This window comes from Ruegeria sp. YTSA226, assembly GCF_059609905.1.
Genome location: NZ_JBXWMQ010000019.1, coordinates 26,971 through 42,639, shown reverse-complemented (window position 1 = coordinate 42,639; position 15,669 = coordinate 26,971). Strand labels below are relative to the sequence as shown.

15 protein-coding genes are annotated in these 15,669 nt (G+C 57.2%); 7 read left to right on the top strand and 8 right to left on the bottom strand.

Going from position 1 to position 15,669, the window contains the following annotated elements:
* Positions 1-50 precede the first annotated feature (50 nt).
* The 7 genes from AC2FFF_RS17795 (at position 51) to AC2FFF_RS17765 (ending at position 7,045) form a co-directional block, all read left to right on the top strand.
* Entirely contained in the window at positions 51-1,595 is a 1,545-nt protein-coding gene (locus AC2FFF_RS17795; protein WP_281973744.1) for a putative bifunctional diguanylate cyclase/phosphodiesterase, read from the top strand.
* Between the two features lie 123 nt (positions 1,596-1,718).
* Positions 1,719-3,548: a membrane protein insertase YidC gene (yidC, locus tag AC2FFF_RS17790; RefSeq protein ID WP_281973745.1), complete on the top strand. Its 1,830-nt coding sequence runs from the start codon at positions 1,719-1,721 to the stop codon at positions 3,546-3,548.
* The gene (locus AC2FFF_RS17785; protein WP_281973746.1) at positions 3,545-4,282 is read left to right on the top strand and encodes an MOSC domain-containing protein; all 738 of its coding nucleotides are present in this window, start codon (positions 3,545-3,547) and stop codon (positions 4,280-4,282) included. The genes yidC and AC2FFF_RS17785 overlap by 4 nt, the downstream gene beginning before the upstream one ends.
* The gene (yihA, locus tag AC2FFF_RS17780) at positions 4,279-4,932 is read left to right on the top strand and encodes a ribosome biogenesis GTP-binding protein YihA/YsxC (RefSeq protein WP_281973747.1); all 654 of its coding nucleotides are present in this window, start codon (positions 4,279-4,281) and stop codon (positions 4,930-4,932) included. The genes AC2FFF_RS17785 and yihA overlap by 4 nt, the downstream gene beginning before the upstream one ends.
* Positions 4,933-4,992: 60 nt before the next feature.
* The gene (gene argB, locus AC2FFF_RS17775; protein ID WP_142639737.1) at positions 4,993-5,856 is read left to right on the top strand and encodes an acetylglutamate kinase; all 864 of its coding nucleotides are present in this window, start codon (positions 4,993-4,995) and stop codon (positions 5,854-5,856) included.
* Between the two features lie 20 nt (positions 5,857-5,876).
* On the top strand, positions 5,877-6,551 hold the full coding sequence (locus AC2FFF_RS17770) for a ferredoxin (protein WP_271952001.1): 675 nt from the start codon (positions 5,877-5,879) through the stop codon (positions 6,549-6,551).
* The gene (locus tag AC2FFF_RS17765) at positions 6,548-7,045 is read left to right on the top strand and encodes a SixA phosphatase family protein (protein WP_271951999.1); all 498 of its coding nucleotides are present in this window, start codon (positions 6,548-6,550) and stop codon (positions 7,043-7,045) included. Before AC2FFF_RS17770 ends, AC2FFF_RS17765 begins: the two co-directional genes overlap by 4 nt.
* A gap of 47 nt (positions 7,046-7,092) precedes the next feature.
* Here AC2FFF_RS17765 and AC2FFF_RS17760 read toward each other — a convergent pair whose 3' ends face one another.
* The 8 genes from AC2FFF_RS17760 to AC2FFF_RS17725 all read right to left on the bottom strand — a co-directional run bounded on the left by AC2FFF_RS17760 (position 7,093) and on the right by AC2FFF_RS17725 (position 15,668).
* Positions 7,093-7,884, bottom strand: coding sequence for an amino acid ABC transporter ATP-binding protein (locus AC2FFF_RS17760; RefSeq protein ID WP_142639743.1), 792 nt, complete (start codon positions 7,882-7,884; stop codon positions 7,093-7,095).
* 12 nt (positions 7,885-7,896) lie between these two features.
* Entirely contained in the window at positions 7,897-9,201 is a 1,305-nt protein-coding gene (locus AC2FFF_RS17755) for an amino acid ABC transporter permease (RefSeq protein ID WP_142639745.1), read from the bottom strand.
* Position 9,202: 1 nt separating this feature from the next.
* Positions 9,203-10,471, bottom strand: a complete 1,269-nt coding sequence (locus AC2FFF_RS17750) for an amino acid ABC transporter permease (protein WP_142639747.1) — start codon at positions 10,469-10,471, stop codon at positions 9,203-9,205.
* A gap of 127 nt (positions 10,472-10,598) precedes the next feature.
* Positions 10,599-11,615, bottom strand: a complete 1,017-nt coding sequence (locus tag AC2FFF_RS17745; RefSeq protein ID WP_142639749.1) for an amino acid ABC transporter substrate-binding protein — start codon at positions 11,613-11,615, stop codon at positions 10,599-10,601.
* A 206-nt stretch (positions 11,616-11,821) separates the two neighbouring features.
* Positions 11,822-12,529, bottom strand: a complete 708-nt coding sequence (locus AC2FFF_RS17740) for an ATP12 family chaperone protein (RefSeq protein ID WP_281973748.1) — start codon at positions 12,527-12,529, stop codon at positions 11,822-11,824.
* A gap of 4 nt (positions 12,530-12,533) precedes the next feature.
* Positions 12,534-13,205 (bottom strand): HAD-IA family hydrolase, encoded by a 672-nt coding sequence (locus AC2FFF_RS17735; RefSeq protein WP_496883019.1) that lies wholly within the window; start codon positions 13,203-13,205, stop codon positions 12,534-12,536.
* Entirely contained in the window at positions 13,202-14,245 is a 1,044-nt protein-coding gene (locus AC2FFF_RS17730; protein WP_281973760.1) for an RluA family pseudouridine synthase, read from the bottom strand. Before AC2FFF_RS17730 ends, AC2FFF_RS17735 begins: the two co-directional genes overlap by 4 nt.
* A 109-nt stretch (positions 14,246-14,354) precedes the next feature.
* Complete coding sequence (locus AC2FFF_RS17725) at positions 14,355-15,668, bottom strand: replication-associated recombination protein A (protein ID WP_281973750.1); 1,314 nt, start codon at positions 15,666-15,668, stop codon at positions 14,355-14,357.
* Position 15,669: the final 1 nt, after the last annotated feature.

Sequence of the window (15,669 nt, the reverse complement as noted above, 5' to 3'; positions counted from 1 at the left end):
ACGGTTTGACCTGAGCGCAAGATGCTCAGGGTAAAGGCGAAGACGAACCGATGAGGAAATCTGTTTCCGTTGATCAATTTCTCGATACTCTCACCACGTATCTGAGTGGCCCGCCGGTGCTGGCCTTTGCTCCCGCCATTTCGCTTGCGGCTTTCTGGATCGGTGGAGAACGTGCGCTTGTCGTTGTGGCACTAAGCCTTCCGTTGCTGATCGTCGCCTTCGCCTCAGTCAGACGCACACTAACTGCACGCATCTCTCCACTGCACCATCACGGAAGACTCGCGCCAACGGATAAGTTTGCCGCCGAACTTGAAAATTTCTTTGACCGTACCGATCACAATAACATGGGATCGGCTTGTATGATCATAGCCTTAGACGGGTTCACAGAATTTGTTGACCTGCACGGAAATGCGGCTGCGACTCATCTGTCCAGCCAATTTTGTGACCGCATCTTCTCGGTCATTCGAACCGGCGATATTGCGACACGATTAGACGAGTGCAGAATAGCCATCGGCCTGCGCCCGTCACAGCATCTCGATCTCGAAGCCTGCATTCAGATGTCGGGCCGCATCCAATCCGCCGTTGAAGAGCCGATCACCCTAAACGGCACCACTGCCTATGTCTCGTGTTCAATCGGTTTTTGCCTGCAATCCGCAGTTCGCGGATCCAGGTTTGAAAATTGGATTGATGCCGCATCTGCTGCGCTATGCGAAGCTCAGCGTAATGGGCCCTCAACGATCCGCGCCTTTTCAAACGAAACCCGCCGTAGATCCAATATCAGGGCCAACCTTCGCAAAGAGTTTGAGGCTGCGCTGGACAACGGACAAATCCGCCCCTGGTTTCAGCCTCAGGTTTCCACAGATACAGGGCGGGTTACGGGGTTTGAAGCCCTGGCCCGCTGGGAGCACCCGGAAAAAGGCATATTGAACCCACAGATATTTCTGCCTTTTGCCGAACAGGCCGAGCTTATGGAGAGGCTTGGCCAAACGATGCGGCATCATGCATTTTCCGCGATGTGCTGCTGGGACCGGAACGGGATTCACGTCCCACGAATCGGAATCAACTTTTCTTCGGACGAGCTACGAGACCCCGCTCTGCTGGACCGATTGAAATGGGAACTGGACCAAAACGACCTGACGCCCGACCGACTGGCTGTCGAAATTCTGGAAACCGTGTTTTCGCGACGTCCGGACGATGTGATTACCCGCAACGTGACCAGCCTTGCAGCACTTGGCTGTTGTATTGATCTGGATGATTTCGGCACTGGACATGCCTCGATCGCCTCGATCAAACGGTTTGATGTGACGCGGATCAAGATAGACCGAACTTTTGTGGCCAAGGCGGACAGTGATGCATCGCAACAACAATTGGTCAGTGCAATTCTCACTATGGCCGAAAGGTTGAATGTGGAAACACTCGCCGAGGGTGTTGAAACCACCGGTGAGCACGCGTTGATGGCACAGCTAGGTTGTGACCACGTTCAAGGCTTTGGCATTGGCAAGCCCATGCCGTTCGAAAAGACCATGGATTGGATCTCGGCCCATCAGAACAAAGTCAAAGGCATTCCCAAGATTGGACGGCAAGCGGGTTCTTGATCGCAGGTTTTCACCACAAAAGCCCAATCTGGAACCATAAGGCGGGCGAATCCGCTTGACCTTTGGGGCTGCACTCTGTTGAACCCACCGGGTGTGTTTCACTGCTTAAGGTGGCTGTCCCAGATGGACGATCAGAACAAGAATCTCATCCTCGCAACCGCGCTCAGCTTTGTCGTGATCCTGGTTTGGTTCGTGCTGTTTCCACCGCCCGAGCAAACCACCATTACAGATCAGGCTGAAATCAGCGCCATCGAAAGCGATGAGGTTCAGACCCCCAGCGCCTCTAGCGCGGGTACCGTAGGCGAAGCCACGGCGAGCGCAGAAGAAACGCTGCCCGGGTCCGAGGCCGCGCGGATCAAGATCGACACGCCCCGCCTTGAGGGCAGCCTGTCGTTGTCCGGTGGCCGCATCGATGAATTGTACCTGAAGGATTATAAAGTCTCGATTCAGGACAACGCACCGATTGTCGAACTGTTCTCTCCGGTCGGATCTGAATCTGCATATTATGCGCTCTACGGATGGGCACCTGGCGCTGGTGTCACCGGCACGGACGTACCCGGGCCGAACACGGTCTGGATGGTCGAAAATGGTGAAACACTTGGGGTGAACGCTCCAGTTACGTTGAAGTGGGAGAATGGCAATGGCCTGACCTTCCGCCGTACCATCTCGGTAGACGAGAACTATATGTTCGAAGTCACACAAGCGGTGGAAAACAACACACAAGCCGAGGTCGGCATGGCGCCATATGGCATCCTCGCCCGCCATGGCATCGGCGAAGATGGCGACCTGCCCGGACTTAAGAATTTCTTCATCCTGCATGAAGGCGTGATGGTCATGGCCGACGGTGTTCTGGATGAAATCGACTACGGCGATGTGCGCGACTTTGACATTGATCCGAACGAACGGGCGCAAGCCGAGGTCTTTCAGGTCAAAGACGGTGGCTGGGTCGGCTTTACTGATCACTATTGGATGACCACCCTGATCCCGGCTGAGGGCACGACCTTCAAGGCAGCAGCCAAATACGATGCCCGTCGCAAGATCTATCAGACGGAAACTGTACTGCCGACATTGCTTATCGCACCTGGGGCTACTGAAGAGGTCACAACCCAGCTGTTTGCCGGTGCCAAGGAATGGGAAACCATTCGTGAATATCAGGCTGAAGGCGTTCAAAAGTTCATCGACAGCATCGACTGGGGCTGGTTCTATTTCCTGACCAAGCCGATCTTCTGGCTGCTGCACAACATTAACGCCCAGATCGGCAACATGGGCTGGTCGATCATCGGCCTGACCCTGATCATCAAGGCGATCTTGTTCCCGCTGGCGTTCAAGTCCTATGTCTCGATGGCGAAGATGAAGGAACTGCAGCCGCAGATGGAGGCCCTGAAAGAGGCCGCTGGTGACGATCGTCAGAAAATGCAGCAAGGTATGATGGAACTGTACAAGAAGGAAAAGGTTAACCCCGCCGCGGGCTGTTTGCCGATCCTGATGCAGATCCCGATCTTCTTCTCGCTGTATAAGGTGATCTTTGTCACCATCGAACTGCGTCAAGCACCGTGGTTTGGCCCGTTTCAGGATCTCAGCGCACCGGATCCAACGTCAATCATGAACTTCTTCGGCTGGCTGCCTTGGGCCGGGCCGCAACCTGACACCCTTATGGCGCTAATCTTCATCGGCATCCTGCCACTGTTGCTGGGGATTTCGATGTGGCTGCAGCAAAAGCTGAATCCGGCACCAACAGACGCGACACAGGCAATGATCTTTGCCTGGATGCCCTGGGTCTTCATGTTCATGCTCGGTGGGTTTGCCAGCGGCCTTGTGGTGTACTGGATCGCGAACAACACGATCACCTTTACCCAGCAGTATCTGATCATGCGCAGCCAGGGTTATAAACCGGATGTATTTGGCAACATCAAATCCGGCTTCAAGCGCGCCGCTAAGACGGATGACAAATGACGGCTAAAGTCACCCATATTTGGCGGCATCCTATGAAAAGCCACGGCCACGAAGCCGTGCAGACCGTGACAGTGACCCCCGGGCAGACAATGCCCGGGGATCGCGTTTGGGCAGTTGCGCACGAAGCGTCAAAGGCCGATGGCACGAAATGGGTACCCTGCGTCAATTTCAGCCGTGGGTCAAAAGCCCCAGACCTGATGGCCATTTCCGCCAAGCTGAACGCGGATCTGCTGACCCTGACCCATCCCAATCGCCCCGATCTAACCTTTGACCCAGATCGGGAACAGGACGTGTTTCTGGATTGGGTGCGCCCGCTGATGCCCGCGGACAGGGCGGCATCTGCCCGGATCGTTCGGATACCAGGGCGTGGGATGACAGACAGCGATTTCCCGTCAATCAGCCTGTGCAACATGGCCTCTCACCGGGCGGTTGAACAAAAACTGGGGCAAGACCTGTCAATCAAACGCTGGCGCGGTAACATCTGGTTCGATGGCTTGCCCCTATGGGAAGAATTCGACTGGCTCGACCGCGAGTTGCAAATCGGTGAGGCCGTGTTCCGCGTCCGCGAGCGGATTGTGCGCTGTTTGGCGACCACTGCGAACCCGGATACCGGCGACCGCGATGCCGACACTTTGGGCGCGCTGAACAGCTGGGGCCATCAGGATTTCGGCATCTATACCGAAGTGGTTCGCGGCGGGGTAATCTCGGTCGGTGACAAGGTGATACCGTTATGAGCACCCTACCCTTCCCTCTGGCCCAAGATCCCGATGAATTCTCGTTGGAGCGCGGGCGCAAGCTGTTTGCGGGCCCGTCCGAGTTTGTCAAAGGTGTCGTCGCCATGAGTGGGCTGCCCGACCCTGACCGCCTTGAGGTCTGCTTTGCGGGCCGCTCCAATGTTGGCAAGTCCAGCCTGATCAACGCGCTGACCGGCACCAAGGGGCTGGCGCGCGCGTCGAACACGCCGGGTCGGACGCAGGAAATCAACTTTTTCACTCAGGGCCCAGAGCTATATCTGGTCGACCTTCCCGGCTATGGCTATGCCAATGCGCCGGTTAAGGTAGTGGAAAAGTGGCAGCGGTTGCTGAAACAATATCTCAGTGGCCGACAGACCCTGCGCCGGGCCTTTGTCCTGGTTGACGCGCGCCATGGGGTAAAGCCTGTTGATGCCGAGATTATGAAGCTGCTGGACGCCAGTGCCGTAACCTTTCAATGCGTGCTGACCAAGGCAGACAAGGTCAAGGCCAATGAACGCGAAAAGGTTCTGAACCAGGTCCGCTCGGCCCTGTCAAAACACCCCGCCGCTTTCCCCGAAATCGTGCTGACGTCGTCCGAAAAAGGGGATGGTATCCCAACGTTGCGCTCGATCATCACGCATCTGGAATAGCTTGGCCCTTGGCAGCACCTTTCAAAGGCCCTAACACGGTGGGCCAGAGGGACCTTAGCCATGAAGACAAGAGATATGAACCGGGATTGGATCGCCACCGCCGCCACATTGAACAGCGCACTGCCCTATCTGCAGCGCTATGACGGGGCCATTGTCGTCATCAAGCTGGGCGGGCACGCCATGGGCAGCGATGAAGCGATGGAAAGCTTTGCCCGTGACGTGGTTCTGATGCGCCAGGTGGGCATCAACCCGGTTGTGGTACATGGCGGCGGTCCCATGATCAACGCGATGCTGGACAAGCTCGATATCCAATCCGATTTCGTGAACGGTAAGCGTGTGACGGACAAGGCGACTGTCGAAGTGGTCGAGATGGTGCTCTCGGGCCTCGTGAACAAACGCATTGTTCAGGCCATCAACGGACAGGGAGGGACTGCGGTTGGCCTGTCGGGCAAGGACGCCAACTTGATGATCTGTGATCAAACCGATGCCTCGCTGGGGTTTGTTGGCTCTCCTTCCGAGATGAAACCCGAAATCCTGCACGATCTGTTTACGCATGACGTGATCCCGGTAATTGCGCCTCTGGGCGCCGGGCGCGAAGGTGAGACGTTCAACGTCAACGGTGACACCGCCGCCGGTGCCATCGCCTCGGCCTTGAAGGCAGACCGTCTTCTGTTGCTGACCGACGTATCAGGCGTCAAGAACGCTGCCGGAGAGGTCGTGACCGAGCTAAAAGCCGGTCAGATCCGCGAGATGACCCTGGACGGGACCATCGCAGGCGGAATGATCCCCAAGACCGAAACGGCGCTGGACGCACTGCATAGTGGGGTGCGGGCCGTAGTCATTCTGGATGGGCGCGCGCCCAATGCGGTGCTACTGGAACTGTTCACCGAACACGGAGCTGGGTCGCTGATCCGACCCGATTGATCGACTGCGACGGAGGTGACATGACAGTTCAAACCGCACCTTCCCCGAACATTTATCAACGTGTCGACAGCGCGGCTGCTGAGGTTGGGCTTATCGTGATGGGTGCGTTACATCCTGGGCGCGCTAATGCCAAGCAATTGGACAGCGGCACCCTGATCCTGCTAGGTGCAGGGCCCACGTTCTGGCCTGTTTTGAAATCAGCCCCTGAATGGCAAGGTCCCGACCCTGTTGACCGGTGGTCGTACCGCGTCGTCAATCAGATGGCGCAGGATTTGGGGGGTCAAGCCTATTTCCCATTCGGTGGCCCACCCTATGTGCCGTTTATCGACTGGGCGCTGAAATCGGGGCGTACATTCAGCAGCCCGGTTGGCGCCTTGGTGCATGACACGGTCGGTATGATGATCTCGTATCGCGGCGCGCTGCATTTTGATCAGGAATTCGAGATTCCCGGTGCCCATAATTCATCGCCCTGTGTTACATGCGATGCCCCTTGCGCTCAGACCTGCCCAGTCGGGGCCCTGAACACCCACAGCTTCTATGACGTTGAGGCCTGCCACGGGCATCTGAACACAGAGCAGGGCCAAACCTGCATGACCGGTGGCTGCCTTGCGCGCCTGGCCTGCCCTCTCAGCCCCGGGGCCGGGCGGGACCCAGAACAGTCCGCCCACCACATGAGGTCTTTTCACCCGTCATGACTCGCACTCTGATCCTGACCCGCCATGCCAAATCCAGTTGGGATGAGCCGACGCTCAGCGATCATGATCGGCCACTGAACAAACGTGGACGCTGCTCGGCACCTGCTGTGTCCGGCTGGCTACTCAGGAATGGCTGGCTACCGAATGAGGTGCTCAGCTCTACCGCCCTCAGAACCCGCGAGACGTGGGATCGAATGGGGCTGCAGGCCGATCTGATCCAGTTCGAACGCTCGCTGTATCTGGCCGGTCCCGATCTCATGATGCGGGCCCTGTCGCAGGCTTCTGGCCAAACCGTGCTGATGCTGGGCCACAACCCCGGGATCGCTGAATTCGCCAGACAGCTTGTGCGGCAGGCGCCAGATCACGGCCGTTTCGATGACTACCCGACCTGCGCAACAACAGTCATACAGTTCGAGATCAACTCCTGGGCCGCGCTTCGGTGGCACAGTGGGGATGTCTTGGGGTTCGTCATTCCACGCGAGTTGCCGGAGTAAAAAAGGCGGGGCAAAAACCCCGCCTTTCATGGTTCTTCCGATCGGGATCAGTGACCCAAAATCTGGCTCAGGAACAGCTTGGTCCGCTCGCTTTGTGGGTTGTTGAAGAACTCTTCTGGTTCGTTCTGTTCCACAATCTGACCGGCATCCATAAAGATCACGCGGTTGGCGACCTGACGGGCAAAACCCATCTCGTGGGTCACACAAAGCATGGTCATGCCTTCTTCGGCCAGCTCGATCATAGTGTCGAGCACCTCTTTGATCATCTCAGGGTCCAGCGCCGATGTAGGTTCATCGAACAACATGATCCGCGGCATCATGCAGAGCGAACGGGCAATCGCCACACGCTGCTGCTGACCACCCGAAAGCTGACCAGGATACTTGTCGGCCTGTTCTGGGATTTTCACCTTCTCTAGGAAGTGCATCGCACGCTCTTCAGCCTCTTTCCTGGGCGTCTTGCGCACCCAGATCGGGGCCAGCGTACAGTTTTCCAGAATGGTCAGATGCGGGAAGAGGTTGAAGTGCTGGAACACCATCCCGACCTCGGACCGGATCTTGTCGATGTTTTTCAGGTCATTCGACAGTTCCGTCCCATCCACCATGATCGTGCCTTGCTGGTGTTCCTCCAGCGCGTTCAGACAGCGGATCAGGGTGGACTTACCCGACCCTGACGGCCCCGCGATAACAATCCTCTCGCCCTGATTGACGGTCAAATTGATGTCGCGCAGCACATGGAAAGACCCATACCACTTGTTCATGTTGTTGATTTCGATGGCGACCTCGTCGCTCACCTGCATCTTGGATCGGTCGATTTCGCGGTCTATTGCAAGTTCAGACATGTGTTGAACTCCTTAACGATGGCCAGTCTGAAGCTTGCGCTCCAGATACATGGAATAACGGGACATGGAGAAGCAGACGACGAAGAACAGCGCGCCGATAAAAGCGAACAGTTCCCAGTAGATGCCGTTCCAAGCGGTATCAGCGCGGATCGCGTTGGCAAGGCCAAGCACGTCGAACAGTCCGATGATCGACACCAGAACCGTATCCTTGAAGATCCCGATGAATGTGCTCACGATGCCCGGAATTGAGATTTTCAGGGCTTGCGGCATGATGATCAAACGCTGTGCCTGCCAGTAGTTCAGGCCCAAACTGTCGGCGCCCTCGTACTGACCGCGTGGCAATGCAGCCAGGCCACCCCGGATCACTTCGGCCATATAGGCGGCTGAGAACAGGGTCATCATGATCATCACCCGCAGGATGATGTCAAAATTGGTGCCTGGTGGCAGGAACAGGTTCAACAGCAGCGAGGCCACGAACAGTAGCGTGATCAGCGGTACGCCGCGAATGAACTCGATAAAGCCCACACACATGTATTTGACGATAAGAAGGTCCGACTGACGGCCCAGCGCCAACACGATACCAATCGGCAGCGAGACACCGATGGCCACAACACCCAGCAGGATCGCCAGCATGAAACCACCGAACTGACGACTTTGCACGGCTTCGATACCGATCGGCAGGATCGAATCCATGGCACCAACGAAGTAGCTCGATAGAAACAGCCACCAGATCAATGCAGCCACTGCACCACCGATCATCCCGAGCAATTCGCTTTGTTGCTTGCTGACGACGGTGTAGACGGCCCAGCCGGCAACAAATCCAAGTGCCGCCGACAATGGCCCCCAGATGGTACCACCCCACATCAACCAAGGCATCAGGAAGGGGTAGATCGCGCTAAAGATCAGCAACTTGCTCGGAACACGGTCCGAATACAGCACTGGTGCCAGCGCAACCAGCAACAGAACAAGCGCCAGAATCGGCCGCCAGTACAGATGGCTCGGGTAGAATCCGAACAACAGCTGCAGCCAGCGATCATTGATGACAGCCCAGCAAGCATGACCATGGGTGTCTCCCCAGGTTGCCATCATGATCTCACGGCACTCAGTCAGTGAATTGGCATTCCAGACGGATTGGAACGTCCATGGCAGAACGCCCGACAACACATAGTAGATCGCATAGAGCGAAACCAAAGTCAGGATCGAATTGAACCAACCAGAAAACAGATTGTGCTTAACCCAACCTACTATTCCCACTTCGGACGCTGGTGGCGCTTTCTCCGGCAACATTTCCGCGCGGACAAATGAAACATCACTCATATTACCGCTCCACCAATTTGACACTATTGTTGTACCAGTTCATCACTGCCGAGATGCTCAGCGAGATGCACAGATAGACCAGCATCAGCAGTAGAACGCATTCCAGCTCGCGGCCGGTTTGGTTCATGGTGATGCCACCCAGGGTACCTGTGATATCCATATATCCCACCGCAATCGCCAGAGACGAGTTCTTGGTCAGGTTCAGGTAGTTCGAGATCATTGGCGGGATGATCACGCGCAACGCTTGCGGCAGGATCACCAGACGCATAATCCGGCTCGGGCGTATACCCAGCGCGGCGGCGGCCTCGGTCTGCCCCTTGGAAATGGCGAGAATTCCGGCCCGCACGATCTCAGCGATGAAAGCTGCAGTGTAAAGGGACAGGGCCAACCACAATGCGATAAGCGAGTTCCGCAAATGGGTGCCGCCTTTGAAGTTGAACCCTTTCAGTTCCGGGTATCCCAAATGGAATCCCAACGCAGTCAGCAGGATCAACATCGGCACAAACAGTATACCCAACTGAATGTGCCAGATGGTTGGGCGATCACCAGTTGCTTCCTGTTTTGCAGCGGCATTAGCGGATACTTTGCGCATCACAAAAATGCTGCCCGCCAAAACGACCAGAAAGGCGACCAGATCCAATGAAATGTCGAAGCGTAAGCTGGACGCACCAAACAAGTGGATATCGCCAAGACTGCGTGAAAACAGGAGCTCTGGGATATAGACACCGCGATTGGTGACGGCGACAGAGTTGAAAAAATCCATCGTGGCCGTCGGGGTTTCGCCTCGGAATGCATTGGGTGCCGGTAAACCTTCGATCAGAATGGCCATAGCCAGAACGATCCAAAGCAGCACAGGCACGTTACGGAACATCTCGACATAAACAGTCATGATCCGCGCGATCAACCAGTTGTTGGAAAGTCGTAATACACCAACGAAAACACCGATAATTGTCGCCGTGATACAGCCGAGAACTGCAACAACAAGTGTGTTAAGCAATCCGATAAACCCAGCACGCAAGTGGCTGTCTCGAGAATCGTATTCCAGCAGGCGTTGGTTGATATCGTAACTTGCAGGTTCGCCGAAGAACCCGAATTCTACGGGTTTACCAAGTGCTTCGAGGTTCTGAATGGTGTTGGAAATGATCCAGGCTGCCAAAAGCATGAAACCGATCATTGCAATGACCTGGATGGTCGCAGATCGGTACCGCGTATCGTAAAGGAGCATGGACAGCCGGAACTGCTCCTTTGGCGGGTCAGTGAGAGTCGACATGACCTATGTATATCCCCGTGTCATCCCGTTATTCGCAGACAGAGTTGATCTCTGTTCAATCTAACCGGGACTGTTTCTTATGGATTGAAAAAGGGCGCAGGATGAACTGCGCCCTCTTCAATGGATATTAGCGGAACGGCGGCGAGTACAGCAGGCCGCCATCGGTCCACTGACCGTTCAGGCCGCGTGCCAGACCGATTGGCGTTTCTTCACCGATGTTCTTGGCAAAGACCTCACCATAGTTACCACCCGCCTTGATAGCGCGCATTGCCCACTGTGCGTCCAGACCCAGCATCTCACCCAGAGTGCCTTCGCTGCCCAGCAGACGGTTCACTTCGGGGTTGTCGGTGCCAGCAGACATCTCGTCGATGTTCGCCGAGGTCACACCCAGCTCTTCAGCCGAAACCAGTGCGTTCAGTGTCCAGCGAACAACGTCGCCCCACTCGTGGTCGCCATGACGGACCAGCGGGCCCAGCGGCTCTTTCGAGATGATTTCGGGCAGCAGGATGTGATCACCGGGGTTTTCGAACGTGGCGCGAGTTGCGGCCAGGCCCGATGCGTCGGTGGTGTAGACGTCACATGCGCCAGCCAGATACTGCTGCTGCGCTTCTGCGTTGGTTTCGATCGGAACCGGCTCGTAGCTGATGTTGTTCGAGCGGAAGAAATCCGCCAGGTTCAGCTCGGTGGTGGTGCCGGTCTGGATGCAGACAGTCGCGCCGTCCAGTTCCTTGGCCGAGCTTACGCCCAGCGCTTTGGGAACCATAAAGCCCTGACCGTCGTAATAGTTTACACCGACGAATTCGAACTTCAGGTCTACGTCGCGGCTGAAGGTCCAGGTGGTGTTCCGGGCCAGCATGTCGATTTCGCCCGAAGCCAGCGCGGTAAAGCGTGTCTTACCTGTGGTCGGAACGAATTCAACGGCGCTTGCGTCACCCAGAACCGCAGCGGCAACGGCGCGGCACAACGAAACGTCAAAGCCCTGCCATTCACCATTTGCGTCGGGCGCGGCAAAGCCGACCAGACCGGTGGTCACACCGCAGTTCAGCTTACCGCGCGCCTTGACGTCGTCCACGGTTCCCGCCATGGCTGCGCCTGCGGCCAGACCGGCAACTGTGGCCGCGCCCAAGATTACGGATTTTTTCATTTTTACCTCTTCCTGATTGTCCATCCCGTTCAGGGACGGTTCTATCCGGCACCTCAGGTACCAGAAAGGTTTCCCCAAAGGTGTCTCCCCTTTAGTGCGCACGAGTTTGGTCGCATTCATAAACAAACGTCAAGGGTCGGATCAGGGAAAACGATGGATCAACTCACAGATGTCCATCAGAGCGGTAAAAATTCAGAAATCTAAGATCAATCAGAGACGTCGTAGAAGCGTTTAGCGTGTAAAAAGGCAGAACGTTTGACTTCGGCTGCTTCATGCGCCTCGTCGTCATGGCCCCATTGTTCGATTTGCCACTGCTCGTCCAACCGCGAAATCCGCCAGATCTCTTGCGCATCACACCAATCGGAAGTGGCCGCAAACCCAAGGATCAACGAGCCCGAAAGGCTGACCAGATCGTGGAAGGCAGCCAGTTGGAAGTTGTTGAAATCATGCACTCGCCGGCGCAACTGATCCAGCGCCGCCACGTCTTGCGGCTGATGCAGGATACCTGTGACGGGCTGCAGGCGAACCGACATGGCTTCCGCGGCCCAGTCCAACACCGGGTCCCACTGCTCAGCTTGCCGCTGCTGCAACTCTTGCGGGTGAGCGGCGCGATAGCACAGCAAATCCGAATCGCCATAATCGGCCAGCATGTCTGCAACTTCGGCGTGCTGAATCAGTACCTTGTCGATGGCTGCATTGGCCGAACGCGTGTAGGGCATCGTCCCTGGGTCAACCTGTTCTTCCTGCGCGTCCCATTCGGCCGCAACGGCCTGAGCCATCGGCAAGGTCGGCAGGATCAGTCCGGCCCGCGCAGGTGTTTTGACCCGACGACCGTCCAGTTCGACCGTAAATCCGCCATCGGCCTCAACCACCTGACATGCAGTCCAAAATCGTTTCGGTTTCCAGTCACTCATGTCTTCAGGTCCAGATATCGTCCAGTGCGCCCGGCAACTGGTCAAACGTTTCGATAATACGAGAGGCAGCGGCCAGGGCAGGCCGTTCGTGATACCCCCAGGTGACGCCAATTCCCGTGACACCGGCGGCGGCGGCCATATCCATGTCGAATCGGGTATCCCCGATCATGACAGTATCAACCGCATCGACGCAGGTTTCGGCCCTAGCCGTGTCGATCATCGAAGGATGCGGTTTTGACGGGTGGTGATCTGCGACCTGCCGGGTCACGAAATAGCCTTGCAGACCGTGACCTTCGATCAAAGCATCCAGACCACGTTGCGATTTGCCTGTCGCCACGCCCAGCAACATCTCGGGGATTGCATGCAGTGCCTCGATAACCTCACGGGCTCCGGGGTAGAGCGGCGAACTGGCCATTCCCTGTTCCAGCCGATGTGCGTGATAGGCCTGTTTATAGCCCTTTACCAACCGCGCCTGATCCACAGCAGAACACTCGGGCACCAACTGTGCCATGGCTTGTGGCAGAGATAATCCGACTATGGACAAGATCCCCGCCCTATCCGGTACCGGAAGAGACAAGGCATCAAAGCTGGCGGTCATGGCCGCGATAATGCTGCCCTGGCTATCGACCAGGGTACCGTCCACATCAAATAGTACCAGACGCAAGGGTCTGCTCATTGCAAAGACTCGAACGGATCATCCGCAGCCAGGTCTTCGGCCCATCCGAATGTGTCCCAGCTGTGTTTCATATGATCAGGCAAGGGTGCGGTAACAGTGATCTTCTTACGCGTCACCGGGTGCTGAAACGAAGCCTGCCGTGCATGCAGGTGCAGCTTTTTGCTGATCACACCGCCCAACTGCGCACCCCAGCCATCGCCAAGGTTCTCTTGACCCGAACCGCCGTATTTTCCATCCCCGATGATTGGGTGCCCAATCGCTGCCATATGCGCACGCAACTGATGGGTGCGGCCGGTGATCGGCTCCATCGCGACCCAGGCGGCGCGTCCAGCCACGCGGTATAGCGTAGCGTAAAGTGTATGGGCCCGCTTCGCGCCTGGCGTGTCGTTGATTTCGTTCAGATGAACGGGGATCATCTTTTCGCCCTCGCCCTGGCTGCCATGGCCCGGGGCCTTGACCAAACCGGTCTTGATCTCGCCCAGATAAGGGGTCGGCACCCCAGCGACCAGGGCCCAATATATCTTGCGCGTGTCCCGGTGACGGAAAGCGGCGGTCAGTGCTTTGGCGGCCTCGCGTGTGCGGGCCAGCAACAGCACGCCCGAGGTATCCTTGTCCAGTCGGTGCACCAATCGGGGGTTTTCGTCATATCCAAAGCGCAGCGCCTCGGACAGGCCGTCCACATGCCGGGTCTGGCCGCTGCCGCCTTGCACCGGCAAGCCTTGCGGTTTGTTCAGCGCGATCACGTGATCATCGCGATAAATCACGCAAGCCTGCATCATCTCGGCATCCGCATCTGTGATCCGCGGTTTCACCTCGACCGGTTTGTGGTCCGCATCCGGCAGAGGTGGCACGCGTACAACCTGGCCGACCTCAAGCCGGGTCGAGGCCTTGGCCCGTCCGCCATCCACACGCAGTTCGCCCTTGCGGCACATTTTCTCGATGCGCCCCTGGCTGACATGCGGAAACAGACGCCGCAGCCAGCGGTCCACCCGCTGATCGCCATCCCCATCCGCAACCGTAATCATCTGCACGCCACTCATGCCATTGCCCCTTGCGCCGCGCGGCAGACCCGCCCGGACCACGCTGTAAACATTGTCCCAGAAAACATGCGCGTCTGTCGCGCGCATCGGCCAAAGAGTCAAGCCGGTGCTAGTCTGGTTTCCGTTGCGAACGCAGCTTGGCAAAGTAGTCCAACCGTTTCTTCAGCTCACGTTCAAACCCACGCTCGACAGGTTGATAGAGAACAGGGCGCGATATGGACTCGGGAAAGTAGTTCTGCCCAGAAAACCCATCCTCGGCATCGTGATCATAAGCATAGCCCGCACCATAACCCTGATCTTTCATCAAAGAGGTTGGTGCATTCAGAATATGTTTGGGCGGCGGCTCACTTCCTGATTGCTTGGCCAGGCGCATCGCTGCCTTGTAGCCCACATAGGCCCCGTTCGATTTCGGAGCCAGAGCCAGATAGACCAGCGCCTGCGCCAAAGCCAACTCGCCTTCGGGACTGCCCAGCCGCTCATAGGTTTCCCAGGACTGCAGACAGATCGCCTGAGCCTGCGGATCAGCCAGACCAATGTCCTCGACCGCCATTCGCGTGATCCGGCGCGCCAAATACCTTGGGTCCTCGCCTCCTGTCAGCATTCGCGCGAACCAGTACAGGGCGGCATCGGGGTCGGATCCTCGCACCGATTTGTGCAGGGCCGAGATCAGGTTGTAATGCTCATCTCCAGATTTGTCGTATTTCGCGGCACGGCGCATGAGCCGGGTCGACAGGGCTTCAAGGTCCAGCGGGCCCTCAACTTTCCACGCGGCAACCTGCTCGATCAGGTTCAACAGCGCGCGCCCGTCACCATCGGCCATTTCCTGCAGCGCATCACGGGCCGCAGGGTCCAACGGCAACCCGCGGTCCAATTCCTGTTCAGCGCGCTGCGTCAGACGCTCAAGATCAGCCAGGCTGAGCCGTTCCAGCACCAGCACTTGTGCCCGACTGAGCACAGCGGCGTTCAACTCGAACGATGGATTTTCCGTGGTCGCCCCGACCAGGAGGATCGTACCATCCTCCATATGCGGCAGAAACCCGTCCTGCTGCGCCTTGTTGAAGCGATGGATTTCGTCAACAAACAGCAACGTCCCCTGCCCGTTCTGACGCCGGATCTTCGCAGCTTCGAACACTTTCTTCAGGTCGGGAACACCAGTAAAGATGGCACTGATCTGCACAAAATGCAGGTCCGTCTCTTGCGCTAGAAGCCGCGCGATCGTGGTCTTGCCGACGCCGGGCGGCCCCCAGAATATCAGGCTCGACAGACTGCCCGAGGCCAGCATCACGCCCAAAGGCGCATCCGGGCCCAACACCTGTTCCTGCCCGATCACCTCGGCCAGCGTTTGCGGGCGCAATCTGTCGGCCAGCGGGCGATGTACAGGCGGCGCAGGGTCAGATGACCCGGTATCGAAAAGGTCACTCATC